The organism is Halpernia humi, assembly GCF_900108025.1.
Taxonomy (GTDB): domain Bacteria; phylum Bacteroidota; class Bacteroidia; order Flavobacteriales; family Weeksellaceae; genus Halpernia; species Halpernia humi.
Map to the genome: position 1 here is coordinate 48,082 of NZ_FNUS01000002.1, position 16,184 is coordinate 64,265.

Sequence of the window (16,184 nt, forward strand, 5' to 3'; positions counted from 1 at the left end):
CAAAAATACTGATTTTAAATTATAGAAGATTACTCGTTTTAAAATTGCAAAACGGCTTGAAAATTTCTTTTTAATCTCGCTAAATATTCAATTTTATAGCATAATTTTTTAAATTAAAAAGTAGTTTCATTTAGATAGGGTTTTAGTATAAAAAAAGCAGTTTCCATAAAAGAAACTGCTCAACTCAAAAAAAATCGTTGTGAGTTTATCGTAAACGGTCTACAGATTTCACGATCCTTTCATCTCTCCGGATATAAATGTTTGCAATTTGCAGACAAATAATAGATATCACCGGAAAAATAGGCTCAATACCTTTCTCAGGAAAATTAATTCCTCCAGATAATTTTAGTAACCAATAAGACAACAAACCTAGCAACAAAACGTTTATAACGATGCTGATTTTATTCAGCAAAATTTGTCTTTTTCTATTTTTAAAACCAAATAAACTTAAACCACCTAAAACGACTAATACGGCGCAGGAAATCAACAGGATTGGCGCGTTCATTTCTGCATCAAAATCGGTTGAAGTGCTGTATAAAAATACAGCGCCGAAAATGGCAATTAGCAACCAAATACTTTGAATTCTTTGTATCATTTAGGCTTTCTTTTAAGTAAGAATTGGTTGAGCAAAAGTAAATTAATTTTTGCACAATTCAAAAAATAGTGTAGATTTGCATTACAAATTACAATAAAGACACAAGTCGCCCGACTTAAACTTCTTATTTGCACACACTTATAATTTACATATTTAACATATTTTATGTTTAACCTCGAAAAATTAAGGTCTAAATCTTCTGATGATTTAACCAAAATCTCTGATGCTTTGGGCATCAAAACTTCAAAAAACAGCACGGAAGACGACAAAGTTTTTGCTATTTTAGATTTTCAAGCCTCAAACACAAAAGTGGCCAAAGAGTATTATAATGCTACAGAAACACCCGAAGAGAAGGTTTCGGAACCAGTTTCGGAAGTAAAAAAACCAGCAAGAAAAGCAGCGCCAAGAAAGAAGCCAGTAAAAACTACGGCGGTAGAAACTGCTGAAATAGCCTTTGAAAACACCCCCGAAAAGCCATCTTCAGAAGAAAAAGATAACGACAAAACTGAAGTGATTCCTGCGAGCGCACCGAAAACGCGCAAAAGAGTACAAAAGAAACAAGTTGAAAAAGTTGTGGAAGCCGAAAAAACCGAAGTAGCGCCTGAGAATAAAACCGAAGCGCTAGAAAATACGGAGCAAAAAGCAGAACAAAAACCGCAGCAACCCGTTCAGCAAAATAAAAATCAACAGAATAATAGCAAAGCGAACAACAATAACCCAAACCATCCGAGCAATAGGAAGCAAAATCCCAATCAAAATAAAAATCAACAAAACCAAAATTCTAAAAATTCTGACCACAGCGAAGAGCAAGAAAAGAAAAAAGAATTTAATTTTGACGGCATTGTTACTATTGAAGGCGTTTTAGAAATTTTGCCAGACAATTATGGGTTTTTACGCTCTTCGGATTTCAGTTATATTTCTTCGCCAGATGATGTGTATGTTTCTACCAATCAAATAAGAAATTATGGTTTAAAAACTGGAGACACGGTTCGTGGAATTGTAAGATTACCAAAGGAAGGTGAAAAATATTTTTCGCTTTTAAAGCCAGTTGAAGTAAACGGTCGAGATTTAGATTTTATAAAAGATCGCGTTGCTTTTGAATATCTTACGCCGCTTTTCCCACAAGAAAAATTTAATTTGGCAGGGAAAGGTTCTACACTTTCTACCAGAATTGTAGATTTATTCGCACCAATTGGGAAAGGGCAACGCGCAATGATTGTTGCACAACCCAAAACGGGTAAAACAATGTTGCTAAAAGATATTGCAAATGCCATTTCCTCAAACCATCCAGAAGCGTATATGATGGTTCTTTTGATAGATGAAAGACCAGAAGAAGTGACAGATATGGAAAGAAGCGTAAATGCAGAAGTGATTGCTTCTACGTTTGATGAATCTGCAGACAAACACGTAAAAGTGGCTAATTTAGTTTTGGCGAAAGCACAGAGAATGGTAGAATGTGGCCACGATGTGGTGATTTTATTAGATTCTATCACACGTCTCGCAAGAGCTTATAACACCGTAACGCCAGCTTCAGGAAAAATACTTTCTGGTGGTGTAGATGCAAATGCGTTACACAAACCGAAACGTTTTTTTGGCGCAGCGAGAAAAATTGAAAATGGTGGATCTTTAACCATTATCGCAACAGCATTAATAGACACAGGATCTAAAATGGATGAAGTGATTTTTGAAGAATTTAAAGGAACTGGGAATATGGAACTTCAATTAGATCGTAAGATTTCTAACAAAAGAATTTATCCTGCGGTAGATTTGGTGTCTTCAAGTACCCGAAGAGATGATATTCTTTTAGATGAAGTGACGTTGCAGAGAATGTGGATTTTAAGAAAATATTTGTCTGATATGAATCCTTTAGAAGCGATGGATTTTGTGAATAAGCAAATGAAATCTACATTAAACAATGAAGAATTTTTAATGTCTATGAATAGATAGTTTTTAAAAATTAATATAAAAAAAGCCAATCCATTTATTTCGATTGGCTTTTTTTATTTTTTTATCGCCGTAACCACTTGTGCTTCAAGTTTGGTTATATTATCAAAAATTTGTTTGAATACTGGGTAATATTCTTTTGGAAAAACAGAATCATCTACTGTGGTTATGGCTTCCACAGTTAATTTATTTCCTTCTTGCATAACATTGTATGAATAAGAAATAGAATTGTCTTGGGTCTTAAATTTTTTGGATTTTGGCACGTTTTCAAAAGTATAACCTTCTGGCAGAGTGATAGTAACTTTTTTTATTTTATCATAAGCAGATAGAAATTCAATGGGTGCTTTTCGAGCCTCTTCTTGATTGAATTCGTGATTTTTAGAATATAGAAATAGCAAAGGGTTAAATACAAATTTATTGCCAATTGCATCCACAAAAGTGTCAGCATCAAATTCAAAAGAAGTAGCAAAAGAACCATTTTCTGTTGGTCCAGATTTAATATTTTTAAATGGAAATGCATATTTTTCCTTATATTGTTTTTGGTAATCATCTTTGTTGTTTTCGTAAGACTCTCGAGAAATCATCGCAAATAATTTTTTATCAATAGTTGAAAATCGACCAGTAAAAGTTCCGTTTTCATTCAATTTTGCATCAATTTCCAAATCTGTTTCGCTGTGGTCTGGAAAAACGATGTTTAGTTGCTTTGCGTCTTTATCTGTCATTAAAAAGCCAGTATAATTTAATGCGCGTGGAGGAATTATGTTCTTGCTTGAATATCTGCTAGTTCCGTCGAATAGGTAGATTTTGTGATCATTTTCCACACCAGCGATTACATAATTAAGTTTAGATAATGAAGGCGAATTAGGTAACAATAAGCCGCGTTTTACTGTAGATAAAACAACAGGGTTTGCTTTTATCCCAGTGTCTTTCATCAACATTATCATTAATAAATTTATTTCGGCGCTATTGCCAATTTTTGTGGAGATAAGATTTTTCACGCCTTTGTCCGTTAGTACATCGCTTTCATTATTCCATTTATAATTGTCTTGTACAAATTTCAAAATGGCACTTGCTCTTTCCACATCATCGGAAATAGATTTTACATTTTCTGGTAAAATGTTTTTTACATAAGACATTATTTTTAGTTGATCTCCAAAATCTTTTTCATCATAAAGTTTTTTTCGAACATCATTCCAAGTAACCGTATATTTATTTAATTTTCCACCCGTTGTGCTAGAATTTATTTCTGCTCTTATAGATGTTTTATAATTATCATTATTATGTACAAATTTTTCTTCTTTGTAGGCTGGTACATTGACATAGGCAAAACGGTAGGTATAACTGTCTCCGTTATAAATATCTCTGTTTTCTCTCTCTTTAAAAGTTGGAGATATTGGACCTTTGTAATTAATCGTATATCCCAAAATTTTCGGTGTTTCAAAACAGTATTCTATGTATTTTACGGGGATAGCCTGTTCAATTATTACTCTTGGTACAGATGAAATAAATGGCGTTTCGATGGTGTAATGGTATTCGACAACTGATCCATTTTTCACCTCTGGAAATGCAAATTTGACAATATTATAGTTTTTGTCTTCTTTGGATTTGAATTTTGAATCTTTTTCTACTTTGGCCTCCTTTATTTTTCCATTTTCAAAATTATATGTATAGGCTTTTAATTTAACTAATTTTTCGAAATCGCCTTTTGGAGAAACATAAAGTGGAATTGCAACGTCTAAATAATTGCTTGCTTTGTCTTTATCATAAATTTTTATTCTGCTTATAACGTCACTATACATATATCCATTTCGCTCTATTCTGTAACTATACGACTGATAAAGGACTTCTGCGGGCGCATCTGCTTTCATCGTCGGTGTCATATTTTGGATTTCAGTATCTGTTAATTTTGGTTCATCTAAATATATGTGTTTTTGAGCAGAAACATAAATGCAATAAAACAAGACGGTTAAAAGGAATATTTTTTTTTTCATTATTTACTTAATACTAAGAATTTGTGAAATGAGTATCACTTCCGATAAACTTGCTTTTGTCTTATAAAATCGGAATTCAATGTGTTTTTCGGCACATTTAAAATTAATCTAAATTCTTAATACTAAATTAGCACATTTAGGCTAAATACACTTTTTTTAATTGACTTTTTTTATTTTTAAATTAAATTTTTTTGCTAATTCTTTTTTAAATTTTTAAGTAATCTATAAAAAATATAAATATGGCTTAAAAATGCTGCCAAACCATATGTAACAAACATTAACCAAATAAAACCCAAATTGTGGTCGTAAAGTTTTAATCCAAAGAACTGGGGAAAAGCATTTATTAAATCTGCAAAACCGAATATATTAAAAATCCAAACCATTGGTATAGCAAAACGCCATTTCTTTTTTAAAGCAATTGCTGTTATAATTGCCAAAACGGAAACAGCAAAATCCCATAAACCAACTATTTTCAGAAAATCTACAGGAAACCCATCATAAATTTGCTCTTTGGCCATAAACGATAAACCTAAATATCGAAATGCATTTAAAAATACAAAAGGCAACAATGCATCCTGAACAGATAAATGAGCAACTCGTGGCTGAACCCACCATTTGAATACAAGAAAAAGAGAGATCGAACCTGTTAATGCTTGCAAGTTAATAATTGTAAAATTGTCCATATTTTTAATTTTAATTTGTTTGATTTTGAAATCCTAAAAGCGCGTAAACGCCAGAAATAATTGCGATAATAATTCGTATCCAGTGAGAAATAACCCAATCTTGAAGTTTGCTTGAAGCAGTTGCAGCATCATATTTCAATGCTATAAAATCTAAATTCATCGGCAAATGATAGATGGAAGTTTGCAAAATTGTAAGCGTTAAACCGATAAATGCAAATAACCAATATTTTTTAGTTTCCGATTTTTTTTCCGATTTCAAAAATAACCAAAGACTTCCCAACCAAGCAGGCAAAAGCGTTACAGCAGTTGGAACTAAAAGCAAAGGAAAATCTATGGCAAAAAATTTCATAAAATCTATCGGAGCAAGCGATTGCCAATATTTGGCATGACTCAAACCAATATTGAGCATGTTCCCAATAAATGCACCAATGGCGAGAATGGTAATGATTGAAATTATTTTTTTCATAATTTACAGATTTGGAATTGCTTGCTTGTTTAGTTGTTTAAAAATAAATTTTGGCGCCAATCTGTTCATTAATTTTAGTTGAGAAGACATTCCTGGTGTGATTTCTTCCTTTCCTTTGATGAAATCTTTCCAAAAAAGATCGGCTAATTTTTGGGGAAGAATAGGTTTAAAATCATCCTCGCTTGCTTCGATACCATCAAATATATCTGTTTTCACAACAGGCGGCAATACCTCAATAACTTTTATATTGTGCGGTTTTAGTTGTGGGCGAATAGATTTTGTCCAAAAATGCAATGCCGATTTTGTGCCCGAATAAACCGGTGCTTGTGCGAAAGGAACGTAAGCCAATCCTGAAGAAACATTAATTAAAGCAGCATTCTTACTTTTTTTTAGTTGTGGCAAAAAATAATGAAACATTCTCAAAGGCGAATTAAAATTAATTTCAATCTCTTCCATTTGTTTTTGAAGGTCATTTTTTTCGTTTCCAGCATCTACTAAATTCATTATTCCGGCATTATTTACCAAAATATCTATGCCTTCAAACTTTTGTGAAATATCATCTGCAAGCATTCTCACTTCCGCATCGTCGGTCACATCACTTTGAAAAATATTGATTTTGGGAAATTCGGCTTGTACTTTTTGCAATTTTGCAAGATTTCTTCCGGTGATAATAACGGTATTATTATTTTCAAGAAATTTTTTGGCAAGAGCAAGCCCAATTCCCGAACCGCCGCCAGTTATTAGCACAATTTGTTTGGATAGTTTCATAAGTATATTTTATTATTTTAAAATCATATTCAATCGCCTAATTTCATAAATGTTTATTTGCAAACTTGATAATGGCGATTTCATTAAAAATTTGTTATTTTTGCTTTCAAATTGCAAGCAAAGATATAAATAACTTTTAAATTGCAAGTAAAAATAATATAAAAAATGGAAAATAAATTTCGTTCTTCCTGTCCCATTGCATCAACTTTGGATATTATTGGCGATAAATGGTCGTTGCTGATTATCAGAGATTTGCTTTTAGGCGGGAAGAAAACTTTTAAAGAAATTTCATTATCTGAAGAAAAAATTGCGACCAATATTTTATCGTCAAGGTTGAAATTATTAGAGCGTTTTGATTTAATTAGTAAAAGAAAATTGCCTTCAAATAAAAAAGAGAATATTTATTTACTAACAGAAAAAGGGATTGATTTAGCGCCACTTATTACAGAAATCATACTTTGGAGCGACAAAAATGTTAGAAACTATAATCCTAAAATGTTTTCAATTTCTGATAAAGGTTTTGATGGAGAAAAATTAAAAGTTATTACGGCTATTAAGAAAAATTACCGTGAAATTGTAAAAGAAACGTTGAGTGATTTTTAATCAAGCGAAACTTAATATTTTAAGTTTAAGTGAATTTATCAATGTTAAAGATTTAATAAATTCTATCAATCACTTAGGCTTTTGCATAATTATTGCTTATTTTTGAGAAGAACATTTAAAAAAATATAATATTATGTCATTTCAATTACCAGACTTAGGATTTGCGTACGACGCATTAGAACCACACATAGATGCAAAAACAATGGAAATTCACTACACAAAACACCACCAAGGTTATGTGGATAATTTAAACAAAGCCATTGAAGGAACGGATTTAGATGGAAAATCTATCGAAGAAGTTTGCAAAACAGGTTCAGATAAAGCAGCGGTAAGAAACAACGGCGGTGGACATTACAACCACAGTCTTTTTTGGAAAATTTTAAAACCAGGCGGAAGCAAAGAACCAGTAGGAAACGTAAAAGCAGCCATCGAAAAAATGGGTGGTTATGAAAAATTTAAAGAAGATTTCGCAACGGCCGCAAAAACGAGATTCGGTTCTGGCTGGGCTTGGTTGTGCAAAAAAGAAGATGGTTCTGTAGCAATTTGCTCTACACCAAACCAAGATAATCCATTAATGCCAGTTGCAGATTGCAGCGGAACACCAATTTTAGGAATCGATGTTTGGGAACATGCTTACTACTTAAATTACCAAAACAAAAGACCAGATTATGTAACCAATTTCTTTGATTTAATCAATTGGGATCAAGTTGAAGAAAATTATAACAAATAATTTTCAATAGGATTTTATCCAAAAGAACTATCCAAAAAAATTAAAAAATTTCACAGAATAAAGGCTCGAATTTCTATATTTCGAGCCTTTTTTAATTTTAATTTTCTTTAAATTATTTAAAATTAAATATTTCACTAAAATTTAAAATCAACACCTAAATAAATATTTACCGGCATAATCGGCGCATAAACCATTCCCGCATCAAAATAATTTCTAAATGGATTTTGCGCATCCAAAATAGGGCGGTTTTGTTTGTAAGAAGTGATATTTTCCGCACCAAGATAAACCCGGAATTTTTCATTAAAATTTTTCGCGATTTGTCCATTCAAAGTAGAAAACGCAGAAGATTTTGCACCCAACTGAAATTCTTGCGGATTACTTGCTGTTGTTGGTAAATTTTGCGAACCGACCAAATTGTATGTCAAATCAACCGACCAAAAACCACCTTTTTCCGTTTTGTTTGTGGCGTAAGACATATTCGCAAAACCTCTGTTTTTAGGGATAAATGGCACTTCTCTTTTACCTGAAATGTAATTTGCTTGCACATCATAGTATTTATAAGCCAAGCGAAAATCTAAATTTTTTACCAAAGAAAAATCCCATTGCGCTTGGAAACTATTTGCAAAAGAAAAACCTTCTAAATTATAAAACAAAATTTTCTGCGGCGATTGGTAAAGATCTACCAAAACCTGATGCTGGAAATCGGTTCTGAAAAAATCTAAAATAAAGCTACTTTTTCTGCGCAGAAACTTAAATTCTTGTACTAAACTCGCGCCAAAATTCCAAGCGATTTCCGGTTTTAAACCATAAATATCACCGCCATTATTTCTTATTTCTAGTGTTCTGTTTGATGCAAAATATTGCTGATTTTCCGCAAAAATATTTGCCGTTCTAAAACCTCTGCCAGCAGAAAGTCGCAAAGTTGTTTTTGGCGCAATATCATATTTAAAATTTATTCTCGGTGTAAATTGTGTTCCCGCCAAATTGTGAAAATCTGCGCGAACACCTGCTACCAAAGTATATTTCACACCAGTTAATGTATATTCAAAAAATAATCCTGGCACCGTTTCTGTTCTTGTATAATTTTGCGTCAAGTAATTTTCATTGTAAGAATCATACAGAAAACTTGCGCCAGTTTTAAATTTATTGTTTGTGTTTCCCAAGATTCCTTCAAAAATAAAATTGGAATAATATGAAGTTTCTTTGCCGTCATAATTTCTCAACCCGAAAAAACTGTTTTGCTGATGAACGGTTAGTTGGTTCATCCAGCCGATACTTTTGCCCGGTTTGTCTTTAAAAATATATCCTGTTTTATTCCAAAATTGGAAACGCGAGGTATTGATTCCTACTCCATATAAACTTTGCACATTTTGTGGTTTGCTAAAATCGTAACCTTTTTGTCCGGCATTTCTTTCATCTTTCACATAATTAATTCCAAAATGTGACATCAAACCGCTCTTTTCTAAATTATTGAAATCGAGTAAATAAGCCACATTTATTTGGTTGCCTTTTGGTTGGTCTAGAAAACCATCATTATTAGAATCTCGCTCAGAAAAAGTGCCGTTTCCGTGAAGCAGTACACTTTGCGACCAATGTTCGGAAAGCAATTGTGTTGAAGTTAAATTGATTTCTGTTCGCAAATTAGAATCTAAAAAAAGATTAATCGCCGTTTCTGGTTTATCTTTGTATTTTAAAAGTTCCGTATTTATTTGTCCTGTGATGCTTTCATATCCGTTTACGACGGTACTTCCACCTTTTGTTAATTGTATAGAAGCAATCCATTTCCCGGGAATAAAATTTAAACCATACGCAGCCGATAAACCGTGAACTTGCGGCAATTGTTCCTGCGTAATTGCTGTATATTTTTGGTCTAAACCGAGCATTTTCAGTTGTTTAGTTCCGGTTACAGCGTTACTGTAAGATACATCCACAGTTGCGTTGGTTTCAAAACTTTCAGATAAATTGCAGCAAGCGGCTTTTAGAAATTCTTTTCCGTTCATATTCATCGTTAAACCTGCAGATTTGCTATCAATCGCGGTTGGATCTTGTAATTTTAAAAGTTTTACGCCTTCTATATTCTGGCTTTTTTCTTTATGATTAGAATGGTCGTCTTGCGCATCCATTTGCATTGAATGATCTTGTAATATTTTAGAAACAGTCGCGGTCTTATTTGGTAAAAAATCTTCTAGATTTTGTTCTCTATCATACAAACAACAACTTGGAAGATTTTTATAAGCTTCATCATCTGCTTTGAATTTTTCATTATCGTGACCCACTTGCGCAATTTTTTTTAGAATTTTTTCTAAAGATGTTTTCGCCGGATTGAACTCTATTTGCAACACTTTTGTATCAGGAGACCAAACTGCCGTCTCAGCATTCGCGCTTTTCGCTGCGTTTTCTATTCGCGTTTTACATTGCACACAATTGCCATTCACAATTGCTTTTTCATAAGTTTTAAGATTTTGCGCTGAGAGAATTGTGCAAAATAGAAAGATGAACAAAGGCACAATTTTGCCTAAAATTGTTTTCATTTTTTAAGATTTAGTTAATTAAAATTGGGCAGACTTCTGCTTTAATGTTGTTTTAATTAAATAAATTTCGGTGGTTGAAAAACGCCTTCTAAATAGGTGTTTGGAAGTAATTGATGAGAATAAAAGAAAGAAAGTTTCTTTTTAAAATTATTAAAATGATAACATTCTGTAGATATACTTTCCGCAGAATTGATGAATTGAAAAACGCAAATACTTACACTACAGCAATCGTGAGACGTAGAGTTCTTGTGATTTTTCGCGGGCATATTATTATGACAAACGCTTTGTGATGTGCAACATTTGGCTTGCGGCATATTTTGCGCCATAAGATTTTGTGTTGGAAGAATTAAAATTCCAACAGAAAAAATAAAGATGAAAAGATTTTGAATATTTTTCATTTTCTTGTTACAAAGTTAGAAAAAACAGTTAAAAACAATTATTTATTTAAGTTAAAGTGTCTTAAAAAATGTTAAAGCACACAATTTTAAGATATTATACAGGTTTAAAACAAGTTAAACTACTTATTTTTGCATTCTAAAATTTGATATGAAGAAAGTCTTTTTTATTTTTATCCCTGTTTATTTAGTAATTACATCATTTGTTTTACCAAAAATTCGTGCGGAGAAAAGCGGTTTTAAAAATGATTCTGTGAAAGCAGAAACCGATTTTAAAGCCATTACAAGTTTAAATAGTTCAAAAGCCGATGCTATTTTTTCTGAGATTGATTTTTCTAACAATGAACAATTAGATGAAGACGTTTTCGAAAAAGCCTTCAAAGGTTTTGAAAAATTAAAAAGCGATGGAAAATTACCTAAAGAATCTCATGTTTTAACCATAGCAGATTTTAGCAAATCTTCAAATTCCAAAAGACTTTGGGTGATAGATTTAGATAAGAAAAAAGTAATTTTCAACACATTGGTTGCCCACGGAATGGGAACTGGCGATGAGTTTGCAGCGCATTTTTCAAACACCGAAAGTTCGCACCAAAGCAGTTTGGGCTTTTATATTACCGAAGAAACCTACACGGGCAAAAATGGTTTTTCTTTAAAATTAATTGGGATGGATAAAGGCTTTAATGACGCGGCTTTGCAACGTGCGATCGTAATGCACGGTGCAGATTATGTGAGCAATGATTTCGCAAAAAACCACAAAAGAATTGGTAGAAGTTGGGGTTGCCCGGCTGTTTCGCGCGAGTTAGCAGAGCCAATTATCAATACCATAAAAGACCAAAATTGTCTGTTTATTTATTATCCAGATCAAAATTATTTAAGTTCTTCCGAATGGTTGAAATCTTAAAAATAAAAAAGCAAATCTACACGATTTGCTTTTTTTCTTTAGTTTAATTCTATCGGATTATTAAAATCTGCAATGCTTTTTTTCAGTCTGTCTTCTTGCTCTTTTCTGTCTTGCGGTGTTGGGCTGGGTCTATTTCCGCCACCTCTGCCGCCTCTAGAATTTAGGCTGCTTTGCATATACGAAACCGGATCTTTTCGGTAAGTTGCATTTTGTTTTAAAAAGTCTTTTTTAGAAAGTTTCACCACATTTCCACGTGTGAGAAATTCTGCTGGCGCATCAATTTTTTTACTTTCCATCAAATCAAAAGAATAGTCGCCTTTTTCATCTTCAATTTTTACGATTAAGCCAGGTAAGCCAGAAAATTTATAAGGGCCATCCAAAACAGGAACATCTGTGGTAAACCAGGCATCCCATTTTCTACCGCCGTAAGTCATTTCTGCTTTCTGCGTTTTATAATCACCAATTTTAACGGTTTCGGGTAAAATTTTCCAGTTAAAATTTGGTTTTTCTTCATAAGAATATTCATCTCTACCGATTCTGCTTCTAAAAACTAAACTTTGGTCTTCATAATTTTTTTTAATGATAAAATCAATATTAGATTGCAAATTCTCAAACATGCTTCGGTCGAAATTAAAATTTCTTGTTTGTCTTGCTCTAGCAAAAATAGAGTCGCGTTTTAAACGCTTATCGCCATAAAAGATAGATTCTGTGGGTGATACGTCTAAATTTGCCAATTCTGTTTTTACAGATTTCGCGTCTGTAGAATCTGTTTTTATAGAGACTTGATAGACGAATCTTGTTGTTTGCTGCGCCATAATTAAAGGCATTGCAAGTAAACTTAATAATTTTATTATTTTCATTGTTATATTTTTTTATCTTAATTCTATTGGGTTTCCGTCGGAATCGCTTCTGAAATTTCCAAAATTATTGTTTGAATTGCCATTTTGGCTTCTACCACCAAAAGCATTTCTTTGTCCTTCAAAACCGCTAAATTGATTATTGCTTGGCGTTTGTGAACCCATTTCATCATCTTCGCTTTCCGCATTTCTTTCGCCACCGCCTCGCATTCTGTCACCGCCACCTTCCATTCCGCCACTTCTTCCGCCGCCCATTCCACCGCCATGCATTCTACCTTTTCTGCCGGATATTTCAGAATTGGAATCTCTAGAATATTTGTCTTTTCTACTTTGAAGCATTTCAAACTCTATTGCCGCTTTATCTCCGTTAAAATTATTTCTTGTTGATTGTTTTGCGTTAGGCTGAACTTGTTCGGCATAAGCGTTTGGAATGGTAATTTTCTTTAAAAAAGTAAACAAATAATCGCCTTTTTCATCTTCTAATTTTAAAATTAACCCTGGCAAACCATAGAATTTATATGGCCCATCAGAAATTTTAATATCGGGTGCAAACCACGCAGTCCAAGATCTTCCGCCAAAATTTACTGTGGCTTTTTGTGTTTTATATCCATTGATTAACATTGTTTCTTTTGAAATTTTCCAAGGGATTTTTCTGTCTTCTAGATAATAGATTTGTTGCGGCCCTATATTTTCTACCAACGACACTTTTTTGTCGTCTATATTTTTCTCAATAAAAAAATTAAAAAAACTAGGTTTCAAAGAATTACCAGCAGCAAGTTTTGGAGAATCTGATTTATTTTTTTTATTTCTTTTCTCAAGTTTTGGATTGCTTTCTTCCTGTTTTTTAAATACAGAAATTAAAGAATCTTTTAATAATTTGTTTTCACTTATGAATGTGGATTGTCCATTTTTAAGATCTAAAAATGTGCGCTCATGTTTAAGTGGCTGAAGATTTATAGTGTCAGAATTTATTTCTGTGTCGTAAATAAACCGTTGCGTTTGGCTAAAAAATTGCCCAAAAGAACTTAAAAATAGCATTAAAATAAAGAGACGTTTCATATTAGTTTTGATGTTTGATAATAAAAGCAGAGCAAAGTTAATTTTAAAGAGTGAAGATATTTTAAATTTGCATTTTTTATAAATACTTTAACACAATGCCCCATAAATGATAAATATCAATCTGTATGATAGACAAATAATTTGTGCTGTATTTGTAATTGATTTTAAATATAGTATTTTTGTACTTTAAAATAAGTCTAAATAAAAATAATGATAAAAATATCAGATAACGCAAAAGAAAAAGCCATCCAGCTAATGACTGAAGATGGTTTTAATCCTACTGAAGATTTCATCAGAGTTGGTGTGAAAAGCGGTGGTTGCTCAGGTTTAGAATATGTTTTGAAGTTTGATAATAAAAAGGAGGAAAACGATCAGGTTTTTGAAGATAACGGCATAAAAGTAATTATCGAAAGAAAATCTATCCTTTATCTTGCTGGTACCATTTTGGAATATTCTGGTGGTTTAAATGGAAAAGGTTTTGTTTTTAATAACCCAAACGCGAGCAGAACCTGTGGTTGCGGAGAGAGTTTTTCACTTTAATAAAAGAATATGAAATACACAGAAGACGATTTACGCGTTGATTTAGAAAATAAAAAATACGAATTCGGTTGGGAAACTATTTTGGATTACGAAGAATTCCCAATTGGTCTTAATGAAGATATTGTGCGTGCAATTTCTGCCAAGAAAGAAGAACCACAATGGATGACGGATTGGCGTTTGGAGGCATTTGCTATTTGGAAAAAAATGGAAGAACCCAATTGGGCAAATGTAAAATATGAAAAGCCAGACTTTCAGGCCATTAAATATTATGCTGCACCAAAGAAAAAACCAGAATTGGCAAGTTTAGATGAAGTAGATCCAGAGTTGCTGAAAACATTTGCGAAACTGGGAATTAACATACACGAACAAAAAAGACTTTCTGGTGTTGCAGTTGATATTGTGATGGATTCAGTTTCGGTGAAAACAACTTTTACCAAAACTTTAAAAGAAAAAGGCATAATATTTTGCTCCATTTCTGAAGCAATAAAGGAATATCCAGAATTGGTTCGAAAATATTTAGGAAAAGTCGTTCCTCGTGGCGATAATTTTTATGCCGCTTTAAACTCTGCGGTTTTCTCAGATGGAAGTTTTTGCTACATTCCAAAAGGTGTGAAATGCCCAATGGAACTTTCCACTTATTTTAGAATAAACCAAGCAGGAACAGGCCAATTTGAAAGAACTTTATTAATCGCCGACGAAGGCAGTTACGTGTCTTACTTGGAAGGTTGCACCGCGCCTTCTCGCGATGAAAACCAATTGCACGCCGCCGTTGTAGAACTCATTGCAATGGACGATGCAGAAATAAAATATTCTACCGTCCAAAATTGGTATCCAGGAGATGAAAACGGTAAAGGTGGTGTTTTTAATTTTGTAACCAAACGAGGCGTTTGTGAGAAAAACGCAAAAATTTCTTGGACACAAGTAGAAACCGGTTCCGCCGTGACTTGGAAATATCCGTCTTGTATTTTAAAAGGCGATAATTCTATTGGCGAATTTTATTCCATCGCGGTAACTAATAATTTTCAATATGCAGACACGGGAACAAAAATGATCCACATCGGGAAAAATACCCGTTCCACCATCATTTCAAAAGGAATTTCCGCCGGAAAATCTAACAATTCTTACCGAGGTTTAGTGAAAGTAATGCCGTCTGCAAAAGGCGCCAGAAATTTTTCACAATGCGATTCTTTATTAATGGGCGATCAATGCGGCGCGCATACATTTCCATACATCGAAATTAAAGATCCGACGGCACAATTGGAGCACGAAGCCACAACTTCAAAAATCGGTGAAGACCAAATTTTCTATTGCAACCAACGTGGTATTTCTACGGAAAAAGCGATTGCATTAATTGTAAATGGTTTCAGCAAAGAAGTTTTGAACAAACTCCCAATGGAATTCGCGATAGAAGCACAAAAATTGTTGGAGATTTCTTTGGAAGGAAGTGTTGGATAAAGTTATTAACATTAAGAAGTTAAGTTTAATTTTCTTAAATTCTTAATGTTAATATTTAAGAAATTGATAAATCAATTCTTTTGAAGAAAATTAAATATGACTAAAGCAGAGGTAACACAGCTTTCTTATGACATTGTAGGATGTGCAATTAAAGTTCATAAAGAATTAGGACCGGGATTGCTAGAAAGTGTTTACGAAATATGTTTGGCTTATGAATTAAAGGAAAAAGGATATTTAGTAAATCAGCAGGTTGCTACAAAAATCAATTACGGAAAGATAGAAATTGAAACACCACTAAAAGTAGATCTTCTAGTAAATGAAATGATTGTTATAGAGATTAAAACGGTTGAAAATTGTTACCTGTTCATCAAGCCCAATTGATGACTTATATGAAAATTTTGAAAAAGCCTCAAGGTCTTTTAATTAATTTTTATACAGATAATATTACAAAATCTATGATTCCATTGGTAAATGAATATTTTAAAAAATTAAAGGACTAAAATTTAAACATTAAGGAGTTAAGATTTCTCTTAATACGCTTAATAAAAATCAATTTATTGATTTACTTAAACATATAAAAAATAATTTAAACATTCTGAATTACTTAATGCCTCAATGTTTAAAAATAAAATGAAAATTAGGAAATATTTTTTAATATTAAAAATA

At 32.6% G+C, this 16,184-nt stretch carries 15 protein-coding genes and 1 pseudogene; 7 read left to right on the forward strand and 9 right to left on the reverse strand.

The genetic code is table 11. The features are described 5' to 3' along the window. Nucleotides 1–205 precede the first annotated feature (205 nt). Nucleotides 206–595: a DUF4293 family protein gene (locus tag C4S29_RS05135; protein WP_103913078.1), complete on the reverse strand. Its 390-nt coding sequence runs from the start codon at nucleotides 593–595 to the stop codon at nucleotides 206–208. A 165-nt stretch (nucleotides 596–760) separates the two neighbouring features. Here C4S29_RS05135 and rho point away from each other — a divergent pair, with 165 nt between their 5' ends. After that, the gene (rho, locus tag C4S29_RS05140) at nucleotides 761–2,542 is read left to right on the forward strand and encodes a transcription termination factor Rho (RefSeq protein ID WP_103913079.1); all 1,782 of its coding nucleotides are present in this window, start codon (nucleotides 761–763) and stop codon (nucleotides 2,540–2,542) included. 53 nt (nucleotides 2,543–2,595) lie between these two features. Here rho and C4S29_RS05145 read toward each other — a convergent pair whose 3' ends face one another. The 4 genes from C4S29_RS05145 to C4S29_RS05160 all read right to left on the reverse strand — a co-directional run bounded on the left by C4S29_RS05145 (nucleotide 2,596) and on the right by C4S29_RS05160 (nucleotide 6,447). Further along, nucleotides 2,596–4,530: a DUF3857 domain-containing protein gene (locus C4S29_RS05145; RefSeq protein ID WP_103913080.1), complete on the reverse strand. Its 1,935-nt coding sequence runs from the start codon at nucleotides 4,528–4,530 to the stop codon at nucleotides 2,596–2,598. 194 nt (nucleotides 4,531–4,724) lie between these two features. Beyond that, nucleotides 4,725–5,213 carry a hypothetical protein gene (locus C4S29_RS05150; protein ID WP_103913081.1) on the reverse strand — a complete coding sequence of 163 codons (489 nt, stop codon included), beginning with the start codon at nucleotides 5,211–5,213 and terminating at the stop codon, nucleotides 4,725–4,727. 10 nt (nucleotides 5,214–5,223) lie between these two features. Next, on the reverse strand, nucleotides 5,224–5,679 hold the full coding sequence (locus C4S29_RS05155) for a DUF1772 domain-containing protein (protein ID WP_103913082.1): 456 nt from the start codon (nucleotides 5,677–5,679) through the stop codon (nucleotides 5,224–5,226). Between the two features lie 3 nt (nucleotides 5,680–5,682). After that, entirely contained in the window at nucleotides 5,683–6,447 is a 765-nt protein-coding gene (locus C4S29_RS05160) for an SDR family oxidoreductase (protein ID WP_103913083.1), read from the reverse strand. 165 nt (nucleotides 6,448–6,612) lie between these two features. Here C4S29_RS05160 and C4S29_RS05165 point away from each other — a divergent pair, with 165 nt between their 5' ends. Continuing rightward, entirely contained in the window at nucleotides 6,613–7,050 is a 438-nt protein-coding gene (locus tag C4S29_RS05165; protein WP_103913084.1) for a winged helix-turn-helix transcriptional regulator, read from the forward strand. Nucleotides 7,051–7,183: 133 nt separating this feature from the next. Next, nucleotides 7,184–7,780 (forward strand): superoxide dismutase, encoded by a 597-nt coding sequence (locus C4S29_RS05170; protein ID WP_103913085.1) that lies wholly within the window; start codon nucleotides 7,184–7,186, stop codon nucleotides 7,778–7,780. 134 nt (nucleotides 7,781–7,914) lie between these two features. Here C4S29_RS05170 and C4S29_RS05175 read toward each other — a convergent pair whose 3' ends face one another. Both C4S29_RS05175 and C4S29_RS05180 read right to left on the reverse strand, forming a co-directional pair. Further along, nucleotides 7,915–10,311: a TonB-dependent receptor plug domain-containing protein gene (locus tag C4S29_RS05175; protein ID WP_103913086.1), complete on the reverse strand. Its 2,397-nt coding sequence runs from the start codon at nucleotides 10,309–10,311 to the stop codon at nucleotides 7,915–7,917. Between the two features lie 56 nt (nucleotides 10,312–10,367). Further along, nucleotides 10,368–10,709, reverse strand: coding sequence for a hypothetical protein (locus tag C4S29_RS05180; RefSeq protein ID WP_103913087.1), 342 nt, complete (start codon nucleotides 10,707–10,709; stop codon nucleotides 10,368–10,370). Nucleotides 10,710–10,857: 148 nt separating this feature from the next. On the opposite strand from C4S29_RS05180, the gene C4S29_RS05185 reads away from it, so the two are divergent. Further along, nucleotides 10,858–11,607, forward strand: a complete 750-nt coding sequence (locus C4S29_RS05185) for a murein L,D-transpeptidase catalytic domain family protein (RefSeq protein WP_103913088.1) — start codon at nucleotides 10,858–10,860, stop codon at nucleotides 11,605–11,607. Nucleotides 11,608–11,645: 38 nt separating this feature from the next. On the opposite strand, the gene C4S29_RS05190 is transcribed toward C4S29_RS05185, so the two are convergent. Beyond that, a complete protein-coding gene (locus C4S29_RS05190) occupies nucleotides 11,646–12,467 on the reverse strand; it encodes a GLPGLI family protein (RefSeq protein WP_103913089.1) in 822 nt (273 codons plus the stop codon). 12 nt (nucleotides 12,468–12,479) lie between these two features. Further along, complete coding sequence (locus C4S29_RS05195; protein WP_103913090.1) at nucleotides 12,480–13,523, reverse strand: GLPGLI family protein; 1,044 nt, start codon at nucleotides 13,521–13,523, stop codon at nucleotides 12,480–12,482. A gap of 210 nt (nucleotides 13,524–13,733) precedes the next feature. Here C4S29_RS05195 and C4S29_RS05200 point away from each other — a divergent pair, with 210 nt between their 5' ends. The 3 genes and pseudogenes from C4S29_RS05200 (at nucleotide 13,734) to C4S29_RS05210 (ending at nucleotide 16,018) form a co-directional block, all read left to right on the forward strand. Beyond that, complete coding sequence (locus C4S29_RS05200) at nucleotides 13,734–14,063, forward strand: HesB/IscA family protein (RefSeq protein WP_103913091.1); 330 nt, start codon at nucleotides 13,734–13,736, stop codon at nucleotides 14,061–14,063. A gap of 9 nt (nucleotides 14,064–14,072) precedes the next feature. Next, on the forward strand, nucleotides 14,073–15,518 hold the full coding sequence (gene sufB / locus C4S29_RS05205) for a Fe-S cluster assembly protein SufB (protein ID WP_103913092.1): 1,446 nt from the start codon (nucleotides 14,073–14,075) through the stop codon (nucleotides 15,516–15,518). Nucleotides 15,519–15,614: 96 nt separating this feature from the next. Beyond that, a pseudogene (locus C4S29_RS05210) lies at nucleotides 15,615–16,018 on the forward strand (GxxExxY protein). Nucleotides 16,019–16,184 lie beyond the last annotated feature (166 nt).

What these genes read in the sequence shown, in the direction of transcription:
- C4S29_RS05135 (WP_103913078.1), bottom strand. Translation starts at nt 595, where the DNA reads ATGATACAAAGAATTCAAAGTATTTGGTTGCTAATTGCCATTTTCGGC.
- rho (WP_103913079.1), top strand. Translation starts at nt 761, where the DNA reads ATGTTTAACCTCGAAAAATTAAGGTCTAAATCTTCTGATGATTTAACC.
- C4S29_RS05145 (WP_103913080.1), bottom strand. Translation starts at nt 4,530, where the DNA reads ATGAAAAAAAAAATATTCCTTTTAACCGTCTTGTTTTATTGCATTTAT.
- C4S29_RS05150 (WP_103913081.1), bottom strand. Translation starts at nt 5,213, where the DNA reads ATGGACAATTTTACAATTATTAACTTGCAAGCATTAACAGGTTCGATC.
- C4S29_RS05155 (WP_103913082.1), bottom strand. Translation starts at nt 5,679, where the DNA reads ATGAAAAAAATAATTTCAATCATTACCATTCTCGCCATTGGTGCATTT.
- C4S29_RS05160 (WP_103913083.1), bottom strand. Translation starts at nt 6,447, where the DNA reads ATGAAACTATCCAAACAAATTGTGCTAATAACTGGCGGCGGTTCGGGA.
- C4S29_RS05165 (WP_103913084.1), top strand. Translation starts at nt 6,613, where the DNA reads ATGGAAAATAAATTTCGTTCTTCCTGTCCCATTGCATCAACTTTGGAT.
- C4S29_RS05170 (WP_103913085.1), top strand. Translation starts at nt 7,184, where the DNA reads ATGTCATTTCAATTACCAGACTTAGGATTTGCGTACGACGCATTAGAA.
- C4S29_RS05175 (WP_103913086.1), bottom strand. Translation starts at nt 10,311, where the DNA reads ATGAAAACAATTTTAGGCAAAATTGTGCCTTTGTTCATCTTTCTATTT.
- C4S29_RS05180 (WP_103913087.1), bottom strand. Translation starts at nt 10,709, where the DNA reads ATGAAAAATATTCAAAATCTTTTCATCTTTATTTTTTCTGTTGGAATT.
- C4S29_RS05185 (WP_103913088.1), top strand. Translation starts at nt 10,858, where the DNA reads ATGAAGAAAGTCTTTTTTATTTTTATCCCTGTTTATTTAGTAATTACA.
- C4S29_RS05190 (WP_103913089.1), bottom strand. Translation starts at nt 12,467, where the DNA reads ATGAAAATAATAAAATTATTAAGTTTACTTGCAATGCCTTTAATTATG.
- C4S29_RS05195 (WP_103913090.1), bottom strand. Translation starts at nt 13,523, where the DNA reads ATGAAACGTCTCTTTATTTTAATGCTATTTTTAAGTTCTTTTGGGCAA.
- C4S29_RS05200 (WP_103913091.1), top strand. Translation starts at nt 13,734, where the DNA reads ATGATAAAAATATCAGATAACGCAAAAGAAAAAGCCATCCAGCTAATG.
- sufB (WP_103913092.1), top strand. Translation starts at nt 14,073, where the DNA reads ATGAAATACACAGAAGACGATTTACGCGTTGATTTAGAAAATAAAAAA.